8 protein-coding genes are annotated in these 9,441 nt (G+C 65.5%); 6 read left to right on the forward strand and 2 right to left on the reverse strand.

The window, feature by feature from the left end:
* Positions 1 to 105: 105 nt before the first annotated feature.
* The gene (locus tag ACFVSJ_RS24090) at positions 106 to 1,437 is read right to left on the reverse strand and encodes an alpha-hydroxy-acid oxidizing protein (RefSeq protein ID WP_387439644.1); all 1,332 of its coding nucleotides are present in this window, start codon (positions 1,435 to 1,437) and stop codon (positions 106 to 108) included.
* A 76-nt stretch (positions 1,438 to 1,513) separates the two neighbouring features.
* On the opposite strand from ACFVSJ_RS24090, the gene ACFVSJ_RS24095 reads away from it, so the two are divergent.
* Positions 1,514 to 2,212: a FadR/GntR family transcriptional regulator gene (locus tag ACFVSJ_RS24095; protein ID WP_387439645.1), complete on the forward strand. Its 699-nt coding sequence runs from the start codon at positions 1,514 to 1,516 to the stop codon at positions 2,210 to 2,212.
* A gap of 70 nt (positions 2,213 to 2,282) precedes the next feature.
* Here ACFVSJ_RS24095 and ACFVSJ_RS24100 read toward each other — a convergent pair whose 3' ends face one another.
* Positions 2,283 to 3,311 carry a LacI family DNA-binding transcriptional regulator gene (locus ACFVSJ_RS24100; protein WP_387439646.1) on the reverse strand — a complete coding sequence of 343 codons (1,029 nt, stop codon included), beginning with the start codon at positions 3,309 to 3,311 and terminating at the stop codon, positions 2,283 to 2,285.
* A 180-nt stretch (positions 3,312 to 3,491) separates the two neighbouring features.
* Between ACFVSJ_RS24100 and ACFVSJ_RS24105 the strand changes: the two genes are divergently transcribed.
* Genes ACFVSJ_RS24105 through ACFVSJ_RS24125 form a run of 5 tightly spaced genes read left to right on the forward strand, consistent with a single transcriptional unit; the run spans position 3,492 to position 9,380 of the window.
* Positions 3,492 to 4,901, forward strand: coding sequence for a Gfo/Idh/MocA family protein (locus ACFVSJ_RS24105; protein ID WP_387439647.1), 1,410 nt, complete (start codon positions 3,492 to 3,494; stop codon positions 4,899 to 4,901).
* Positions 4,902 to 4,932: 31 nt separating this feature from the next.
* Positions 4,933 to 5,919 carry an NAD-dependent epimerase/dehydratase family protein gene (locus ACFVSJ_RS24110; protein ID WP_387439648.1) on the forward strand — a complete coding sequence of 329 codons (987 nt, stop codon included), beginning with the start codon at positions 4,933 to 4,935 and terminating at the stop codon, positions 5,917 to 5,919.
* Positions 5,916 to 6,821, forward strand: coding sequence for a 5-dehydro-4-deoxyglucarate dehydratase (locus tag ACFVSJ_RS24115; RefSeq protein ID WP_387439649.1), 906 nt, complete (start codon positions 5,916 to 5,918; stop codon positions 6,819 to 6,821). The genes ACFVSJ_RS24110 and ACFVSJ_RS24115 overlap by 4 nt, the downstream gene beginning before the upstream one ends.
* Positions 6,821 to 7,948 carry a mandelate racemase/muconate lactonizing enzyme family protein gene (locus ACFVSJ_RS24120; RefSeq protein WP_387439650.1) on the forward strand — a complete coding sequence of 376 codons (1,128 nt, stop codon included), beginning with the start codon at positions 6,821 to 6,823 and terminating at the stop codon, positions 7,946 to 7,948. Before ACFVSJ_RS24115 ends, ACFVSJ_RS24120 begins: the two co-directional genes overlap by 1 nt.
* Complete coding sequence (locus ACFVSJ_RS24125) at positions 7,929 to 9,380, forward strand: aldehyde dehydrogenase (NADP(+)) (protein WP_387439651.1); 1,452 nt, start codon at positions 7,929 to 7,931, stop codon at positions 9,378 to 9,380. Before ACFVSJ_RS24120 ends, ACFVSJ_RS24125 begins: the two co-directional genes overlap by 20 nt.
* Positions 9,381 to 9,441: the final 61 nt, after the last annotated feature.

The following is a 9,441-nucleotide window of genomic DNA, read 5'->3' on the forward strand; positions in this document are numbered from 1 at the left end:
CGCTTGGCGGCCCCCGCCCAACACCAACCGCGGTGGGACCCCATGTGTGGCCCAACTGGGGGTTTTTTGTGGTCAAAACCCCCCCAATTTTGCGACCTACATGGGTTATCGCTGCAGCAAGCGCACGTGGTCCGGGTTGAGGTCTGAGACCTTGCTGACGCCCAGCAGTGCCATGGTCCGGGTCATGTCCTTTTCCAGGATCTGGATGGTCCGGTCCACGCCTTCGCGTCCGCCGGCCATCAGGCCGTAAAGGTAGGCGCGGCCGATCAAGGCGAAGTCCGCTCCGAGTGCCAGGGCTGCCACGATGTCGGCGCCGCTCATGATGCCGGTGTCCAGCATGACCGCGGCCTTGCTGTTGTGGTTCTTCAACGCGGCCGAGACCTCGGGGAGCAAGTGGAACGGAATGGGTGCGCGGTCCAACTGGCGGCCGCCGTGGTTGGACAGCACGATGCCGTCCGCGCCGTGATCCACCACCTTCCGGGCATCCTCGACGGTCTGGATGCCCTTGACCACGAGCTTGCCCTTCCACGTCTCACGCAACCAATCCAGGTCCTCGTAAGTCAAGGTGGGGTCGAACATGGAGTTGATGAGGTCCGCCACGGTGCCCGTGTAGCGGGACAGGGAGGCAAACGTCAGTGGTTCGTGGGTCAGGAAGTTGAACCACCAAGCCGGCCGGTATGAAGCATCCATCACCGTCTTCAAAGTCAATGCCGGCGGAATGGTCATTCCGTTGCGGACATCGCGGAGGCGGGCGCCGGCGACGGCCGTGTCCACCGTAACCATGAGGGTGTCATTCCCTGCCTTGGCAGCCCGTTCGATCAGCTCCAAGGAGCGGTCGCGGTCCGTCCACAGGTAGAGCTGGAACCAGTTCCGGCCGTTCGGGGCAGCTGCGGCCACGTCCTCGATAGAGGCGGTACCCATGGTGGACAGGGTGTAGGGGATGCCTGCTGCCTCAGCTGCCTGCGAGCCAGCGTATTCGCCCTCGGACTGCATCATGCGGGTAAAGCCGGTGGGTGCGATGCCGAACGGAAGCTTCGATTCCTGGCCGAGGATGTCAGTGCGGAGGTCGATCCTGGAGACATCACGCAGGATGCCGGGCCGGAATTCGATGTCCTGGAAGGCTTGGCGTGCCCTGCGCAGGGTGATCTCGGCTTCCGCCGCGCCATCGGTGTAATCGAAGGGCGCCTGCGGGGTGCGGCGCTTGGCGATGTCCCGCAGCTCCCAGATGGTGCTGGCCCGCTTGAGCCGGGCCGTCTTGCTGAATTCCGGCTTCTTGAACTGCATCAGCGGAGCCAGATCCGAGACTTTGGGCACGCGTCGCTTCAGGGCCGGAGGCCGTACGAGGGCGGGTGCCGGCTGGGGCGCGCGGCTGACGTTTTGGTCGCTGCCGGCGTCGGCGGGGGCAGCAGTGAGCTTGGGATCGAGGGTCTCGGTCATGCGGTTCTCCCTTGAATTGTGTGGTCTAACCACACTGTAAGGCATGTGGTTGGACCACATCAACTAGTATTCCGGTATGCGAACGCACGAACTTGTCCTGGAGTGGATCGAAAAGCAGTTGTCCAGTGGCGAACTGGCTCTTGGCGGGCGCCTGCCCGGCGAGAGGACAATGGCTGAGCAATTGCAGGTTTCCCGGACATCGGTGCGTGAGGCTGTCCGGATCCTCGAGGCGATGGGCGTGGTCCGGGCCGGCGTGGGCTCGGGGAAGGACGCGGGCACCATCGTTATTGCCGAGCCGGGGTCTGCTTTGGGCTCGACACTCCGCTTGCACGTGGCCACCCGGCATCTCCCGGTGGCTGACATCGTGGAGACCCGCGTGCTCCTGGAGTCCTGGGCGGCCGAGCGGGCCCATGTCGGAGCACCTGCACTGGACGAGGCCGCCGAACTGCTGGACCAGATGGAGCAGGCTCCGGATATTGAGACTTTCCTGGCCCTCGACGCGCGGTTTCACGTGGCCCTCGCACAGGCGGCGGGCAACGCGGTGGTGAGCGCCATGATGGCCTCGCTGCGTGGGGCGATCCAGAACTACGCCGGCGAGCTCACTGGGAACCTGCCCGATTGGAATGCCACGTCAGCGCGGCTCCGGGCTGAGCACCGCGCCATTCTCTCCGCCGTCAACGCGAACGACGGCGGCAAGGCGGCAGATCTCGTGGCGGCGCACATCCGCGGGTTCTACGCGGAAGCCGGAGTGGGTGGGCAGCCCACTAAGGATTAACGCAACGCGGGGTCACTTACGGCCCATGTTTGCCTTTGGTATGGGCCGTAAGTGACCCCGCGTTGCTTTGTCAGGCGGGCTTGAGGGCTGGCGTGGAGGTGCTCTTGCGGATTTCCATCCGGGGAGCGAACTCGTCCTGCTGGTGGACGGGTGTCTCGCCGGCCTGCTGGATCTGCTCCCGCATGCGCCTCCATGCCAGGCTGCCGAGCTCGTTGATGGGGACGGCAGCGGTGGTGAGGGGTGGGGTGGTGTACTTGGCGAACGGGATGTCGTCGAAGCCGGTCACGGAGATGTCCTCGGGAACCCTGATGCCCCGCTCGTGCAAGCCGCTCAGGAGACCCATGGCAACGAGGTCGTTGAATGCCAGGATCCCCGTGGCGCCGCTGGCGACGATTGCTTCCGTGGAGTCGTGCCCTGAGTCGAAGTTCGAGCCTCCATGCAGCATCTGGAGTTCAATTTCAGGGTGCTCCTTGCGGAATTCCGCCAAGCCCACCAAGCGCTGGCGGTTTGAAGCGCTGTGCTCGGGTCCAGAGAGGTAAACCAGGCGTTGGTGGCCCAGGGACACCAGATGCTCAGCGAGTTGCTGGATGCCCTGCCCGTAGTCGACGCTGAGGCTGGGGGTGTTGGTGTTGATGGTGGTCCGGTTGATGAGGACCAGCGGGTGCAACGTTGGGGCGAGTTCCTCGAGTTCGGCATCGGGCATGCGGGGTGCGCACAGCACCACGCCGTCGCAGCGCCGCCGCGCCTCGCCGGCAAGGATGGCTTCCTCGCTGGTCACTTCGGACGAGTCCGCGATCAGCACGCGGTAGCCGTCCTGGGCTGCGGCGATACTCAGGCCGCGAAGGATGGCCTGGAAGGTGGGGTTGGCCAAATCCGGCACCACGATGCCGATGGTGTCCGTCTTACCGAGGGCCAGGCTCCTGCCCACCGGGTTTGGCTGGTACTTCAATTCAGCGGCTGCGGCACGGACGCGTTCGGCGATACCGGGATCAACCGCGGCGTTGCCGTTCATGACGCGCGACACTGTGGCGTGGGAGACGCCTGCCTTCTCTGCGACGTCGGCAATGCCAACGCGCCTGTTGGTATTCCTGCGTGCCATGTTGCCCCTTCCGATTGACTGGCCCCGTGCTGCCCCGTCGTTGGGGCGATGGTTGACGCGACCGCCAGAGTCTTGATACAAAGCTTATAACGCTCTGAGAAAACGCTTTCTCATGATTCTTCCCAGAACAAGCCGGGCCGTCAAGCGGTTCACTCCTGCCTTTGGAAAGGGGCATTCTCCATGGTCAACGTCGACACCGCCGAGACCCATCCCACCGCCGCCACGGCCTCTCCGGGCACCGCCGGACAACGCACCAGGATCGCCCTCATCGGCACTGGTGGACGCTCCGAAATGTACATCCGCGCCATCTTCGGCCAGCACGCCGACGTAGCCGAGCTCGTGGCCCTCTCCGATGTGAACCCGGGCCGAGTGGACTTCTACCAAGGGCTCATCCAGGAGCTCGGTGCGCCGGGACCCGTGGAGACGTTCGAGCCCGCGCAGCTCACGGAGTTCATCCAGGCCAACGGCATTGAGCGGGTCATTGTTACGACGCCCGACTTCACCCACGCCGACTACATCGTTGAAGCGCTCGAGGCAGGTGCCGACGTCGTGGTCGAAAAGCCGCTGACCATCGACGTCGAGGGCTGCCGCCGCATTACGACGGCCGTGGCCGAAACGGGCCGCAACGTGGTGGTCACCTTCAACTACCGCTACTCGCCGCGCAACTCGGCCCTCAAGGAAGTCATCCAGAACGGCGTGATCGGCAAGGTGACGTCGATCGACTTCAGCTGGGTGCTGGACACCGTGCACGGAGCCGACTACTTCCGCCGTTGGCACCGCGACAAGAAGAACTCCGGCGGCCTGCTCATCCATAAGGCGTCCCACCACTTCGACCTCGTCAACTGGTGGATCAACGATGTTCCCGAGCGTGTCTTCGCCTCCGGCGGCTTGCGGTTCTACGGTGACAAGAACGCCAGCGAACGCGGCCTCGGGGCACGTCCGGAACGCGGAACCGTGGACGGCCTCGAGCGCGATCCGTTCCGCCTGGACCTGCGTGACGACGAGCGGCTGAAGGCCCTGTACTACGACAACGAGAAGTTTGACGGTTACCGCCGCGACCAGGACGTCTTCACCGATGGAATCACCATCGAGGACAACCTGGCCCTCGTGGTGGACTACCAGGGCGGCCCTACCCTGAGCTACTCGTTGAACGCGCACAGTCCTTGGGAGGGCTACCGCGTCACCGTGAACGGTACGGAGGGCCGCGCCGAACTCGAAGTGGTGGAGCGTGCCGCCGTCGAATTCAGCACGGACAAGAAGACGGTCGTGGACCCCAGCGCAACCCCCATCGAAGAGGAAGACGCCGTGCGCCGCAACGGAGAGCGCCTGGTGGTCCAGCGCCACTGGGAAGCGGCCTACGAGGTGCCGATCATCAACGGCGAAGGCGGCCACGGCGGCGGAGACAACCTGCTGCTTTCGGATCTCTTCAACGGCCCCGGCATCGACCCGCTGGGCCGTCCGTCCGGATACATCGACGGACTCCGTTCCGTCTCGGTGGGCATCGCCGGAAACCAGTCCCTTGACACCGACTTGCCTGTCCGCATCAGCGAACTTGGCCTCGGCGTCGACCTCAGCCGCGACCAGGCCTAGCGGCCGTCCAGTAGACGCAAGGAACATCAAGATGAGCAGGATTTTCGTTACCGGCGGTTCCGGCCGGCTGGGCCGCAGCGTGGTGGCCGGACTGGCCGAGGCGGGCCACGACGTGGTTTCGGTGGACCGCGACGCCATCCCCACGGATCAGTTGCCGAAAGGCGCGACGCAGCACACCGCTGACCTCCTGGCCCCGGGCGAGGCGGAGCGGCTGATCCGGGAGACAACGCCCGACGCCGTCATCCACCTCGCTGCTATTGCGGTACCTTTCAGCGCGCCGGAGGACGTCATTTTCAGCACGAACACCAGGCTCGCCTACGCGGTGATCAGCGCCGCGACCGACGCCGGCGTGCCTAAGATCGTGACGGCAAGCAGCCCGACCGCCCTTGGCTACGGTTCGCCGGCCGGCTGGCTGCCGCCGTCGTTCCCCTTGGACGAGCAGACGCCGCCCAAGCCGTGGAACGCTTACGCGCTGTCCAAGTTGATCGCAGAGCAGACCGTCCAGATGTTCGCTGCCGCCCAAGGAGACAAAATCCGGTACGCGGCGTTCCGCCCCTGCTACGTGATCTCACCCGAGGAATGGGAAGGGGCGCTGACGCAGCAGGGCCACACGGTCCGCGAACGCCTGGACGATCCCGCGTTGTCCGCCCCGGCATTGTTCAACTACGTGGATGCCAGGGATGTCGCGGAATTCCTGGATGTGCTCCTGGCCAAGATGGAGACCATTCCCAACGGGCAAACGTTCTTCGTCGGTGCCAAGGATGCCCTGGCCACCTCGCCGCTGGCCGAATTGTTCCCGCGGTTCCTGCCGGGCAGCGGTCCACTGACGGAGCACCTCACCGGCACCAGCCCTGCATTCTCCGTGGACAAGGCCCGCGAACTCCTCGGCTGGGAACCGAAGCGCAGCTGGCGCACCGAGCTCACCCCGCCCTACGAAGGCGAAGACACAGCACTACTCAATGACGAGAACCACCGCGGCCTGGTGCCTGCGGGAGCAACCAGCAAGGAGACAGCATGAATTTCGACGGAGTACTTTTCTTCCCCGTCACGCCCTTCGCCGAGGACGGCTCTGTGGATGTCGCCCTCCTGAAGGAGCACATCGCCTCCCGCCTGCCCTTCGGTCCGGGCGGAGTGTTCCCGGCATGCGGCACAGGTGAATTCCATGCGTTGTCCCTCGACGAGATCGGCACCGTGGTGACTGCCGCCGTCGAGGTTGTGGCGGGTGCCGTACCGGTCGTCGCCGGCGCCGGTGGTCCGCTGGGCCATGCCCTGGCCGCCGCGAAGGTGGCTGAAGAAGCCGGCGCAGATGCGCTTCTGGTCCTTCCGCCGTACCTCGTCACTGGCCCTACGGACGGTGTGGTTGCTTACATCGAGGCTGTGGCCGCGGCCAGCAGCCTGCCCGTGATCGTGTATCACCGCGGCACCGCCAAGTTCACGGCCGCCGCCATGACCCGGTTGACCGCGAACCCCAAGGTAGTGGGCTTCAAGGACGGGATCGGCGATGTTGGACTCGCCCAGGAAATCGTCTCCGCGATCAAGGCAAGCGGCCGGGAGGATTTCGCACTCTTCAATGGTCTCCTCACGGCGGAGCTGACGCAGGGTGCCTACCGTGGTTTGGGCATCCCGCTCTATTCCTCGGCGGCGTTCGCCATGGCTCCGGAGATCGCGAAGGCGTATTACGACGCCTACGTATCAGGCGACGAGGAGCGCCGCAACGCGCTGCTTGAGGGCTTCTACGGACCCCTCGTCCGGCTTCGCGACCAGACTCCGGGCTTCGGAGTCTCCCTCATCAAGGCCGGTCTGCGGCTCGCCGGCCTGCCCGTCGGCTCCGTCCGCCCGCCGCTGGTGGACCCCACAGAGGACCAATTGCTGGAGCTCAAGGCCATCCTCGCCAAGGGCCACGAACTGGCCGGCAACTGATGACCAGCCGCATCACCGGGCTCTCCACACGCCTCATCACGGTCCCGCTGCTTCGCAGTTGGGGGGTGGAGGCTCCGGAGAACCATGTGATTGTCACCGAGCTGAGGACTGACGACGGCGGGACGGGCCACGGATTCTCCTGGACACCGACCATCGGTCCCCAGGCAGTAAAGGCCTTGCTGGACTACGACATCGCCCCGTTCATCATCGGTCTCGAAGCCAACCCGGAGATTGTGTGGGACCAGCTGTGGCGGCGCCTGCACGAAGCCGGCGGGGGAGGGCTGACCACCGTCGCGATGGCCGGCGTGGACCTTGCCTTGTGGGACCTGAAGGCACGACAGGCCGGCACCTCGGTCACGGGCCTTCTGGGTCAGCGGCAGGACTCCGTGGAGGTCTATGGTTCGGGCGTCAACCTGCACTACACCCTGGATGAACTCGTGGAGCAAGCCCAGCGGTGGGTTGCTGCAGGACACAAGGCCGTCAAGATCAAAGTGGGCAAGCCGGAACTCCGGGAAGACGCCGAACGCGTGGCCGCGGTCCGCGAAGCCATCGGCCCGGATCGGCTGCTCATGATTGACGCCAACCAGCGCTGGGACCTCGCGCACACTTTCCGGGCACTGGATGTTTTAGTGGAGTACGGACTGGAGTGGCTGGAAGAGCCGATCCGTGCAGACGATCTTTGGGCCTACCGGAGGCTGCGCAAGCACTCGCCGGTGCCCATCGCATTGGGGGAGAACGTCCACACCATCTACCGGTTCCGCGACTTCATCGAAGCCGAAGCGGTGGACATCATCCAGCCCAACATCGTGCGCGTCGGCGGCATCACCCCGTTCCGGCGGATCGTCGAACTGGCACGTGCCAACAGCATCAGGGTTGCCCCGCACCTCCTTCCCGAACTGTCGGGCCAGCTTGCCCTGACCCTGGCGGAGGCCGTCAGCGTGGAGGACGTTGAAGACGCTTCCTTCGAGCAACTCGGCATCCTTGACGGTCCATCTCCGATCCGGATCCGCAACAGCCGGCTCAGCTCCGCCGGCAAGGTCGGGCTCGGGTTCGACTTTTCCACTCAGGCCTCCACCACCGACGCCCTCGAGAGCAAAGGAAACCACGTTGAGTACAGCAACTCTTGACCTCACAGCGGTTACGGCCGCCGCCGCTGCCGCTGCAAAGGCCACCGCAGCAGCGTCCGACGCCGAGCGGGCAGCCTGGCTGACCGCCGTCGCCGACGCTTTGGACGCCAACGTGACGGAACTTGTGGCGATCGCCGACTCCGAGACGAGCCTGGGCACGGTCAGGCTTACCGGTGAGGTGGCGAGGACCAGTGGCCAGTTGCGGCTGTTCGCACAGGTGATCACAGAGGGTTCCTACCTCGAAGCCGTGATCGACCACGCCGACCCTGCGGCAACCCCGCCCAAGCCCGACCTGCGCCGCATCCTCAGGCCGCTTGGCCCGGTAGCCGTGTTCTCGGCGTCGAACTTCCCGTTCGCGTTTTCGGTGGCCGGCGGCGATACCGCCTCCGCGCTCGCCGTTGGCTGCCCGGTAATCGTCAAGGCGCATTCCGGCCACCTCCGGCTGTCCGAGCGCACGGCGGAGATCGTCACGGAGGCGTTGGCTGCTGCTGGAGCCCCGGAGGGAATCTTCGCCTTGGTGAGCGGGCGCGAAGCCGGGACGGCACTGGTCCAGGATCCCGCGATCAAGGCGGTGGGATTCACCGGGTCCATCCCTGGTGGTCGGGCACTGTTCGACCTCGCCGTTTCCCGCCCCGAACCCATCCCGTTCTACGGTGAGCTGGGGAGCCTGAACCCCGTGGTCATCACCGCGGCCGCCCTTGGGGAACGGGGACAGGAACTCGCCGCCGGCCTCACAGCTTCCTTTACCATGGGCGCTGGCCAGTTCTGCACCAAGCCGGGCCTGATCTTCATTCCCGCCGGAACGGATTTCGCCGCGCACCTGGCTGAGGCGAGCAAGGACAAGCCGGCGGCAGCGATGCTTACGGAGCGCATTGCGGAAGCCTATCCGCACGGTCTCCGCAGCGTCGCGGAACAGCCAGGTGTCGTCGTCGTGAGCGGCACGGCCGAGCAGGACAGCCTGTCTGATGGCGCCGCTCCGGTGGTCTTCTCCACCACCGCAGCCAACGTGCTTGAGCGGCCTGAGGAGCTCCTGGAGGAGTGCTTTGGTCCCACCACCCTGCTGATCGAATACGCCAACGAGGCAGAACTGTCCGAGGCCCTCGCCGAGGTGCCTGGCAGCCTGACTGCAACAATCCACTCGCAGCCCGGCGAGGATATTTCCGCTCTCGTGGAACAGCTCAGCGGGCTCGCCGGGCGTGTGCTTTTCGCGGGCTGGCCGACCGGCGTCGCCGTGAACTGGGCTCAGCAGCACGGGGGTCCGTACCCCGCCACGACGTCGCTGTTCACCTCGGTGGGGGCCACTGCGGTCCGCCGGTTCCAACGGCCCGTGGCCTATCAGGACGCACCCGAGAGCATCCTGCACCCGGCCCTGCACGAGTCGAATCCGCTGGGCATTCCCCGACGCGTGGACGGCGTGCTGCAGCTCAGCTAACGCCCCAAGTAGGGGGCCCTTTTGGGGGGGGGTGGTTGTGGGCGAGACCCCGAACAAGGAC

Origin of the sequence: Paenarthrobacter sp. NPDC058040, assembly GCF_042885775.1 — a bacterium.
Lineage (GTDB): Bacteria > Actinomycetota > Actinomycetes > Actinomycetales > Micrococcaceae > Arthrobacter.

What these genes read in the sequence shown, in the direction of transcription:
- ACFVSJ_RS24095 (WP_387439645.1), top strand. Translation starts at nt 1,514, where the DNA reads ATGCGAACGCACGAACTTGTCCTGGAGTGGATCGAAAAGCAGTTGTCC.
- ACFVSJ_RS24100 (WP_387439646.1), bottom strand. Translation starts at nt 3,311, where the DNA reads ATGGCACGCAGGAATACCAACAGGCGCGTTGGCATTGCCGACGTCGCA.
- ACFVSJ_RS24090 (WP_387439644.1), bottom strand. Translation starts at nt 1,437, where the DNA reads ATGACCGAGACCCTCGATCCCAAGCTCACTGCTGCCCCCGCCGACGCC.
- ACFVSJ_RS24110 (WP_387439648.1), top strand. Translation starts at nt 4,933, where the DNA reads ATGAGCAGGATTTTCGTTACCGGCGGTTCCGGCCGGCTGGGCCGCAGC.
- ACFVSJ_RS24115 (WP_387439649.1), top strand. Translation starts at nt 5,916, where the DNA reads ATGAATTTCGACGGAGTACTTTTCTTCCCCGTCACGCCCTTCGCCGAG.
- ACFVSJ_RS24120 (WP_387439650.1), top strand. Translation starts at nt 6,821, where the DNA reads ATGACCAGCCGCATCACCGGGCTCTCCACACGCCTCATCACGGTCCCG.
- ACFVSJ_RS24105 (WP_387439647.1), top strand. Translation starts at nt 3,492, where the DNA reads ATGGTCAACGTCGACACCGCCGAGACCCATCCCACCGCCGCCACGGCC.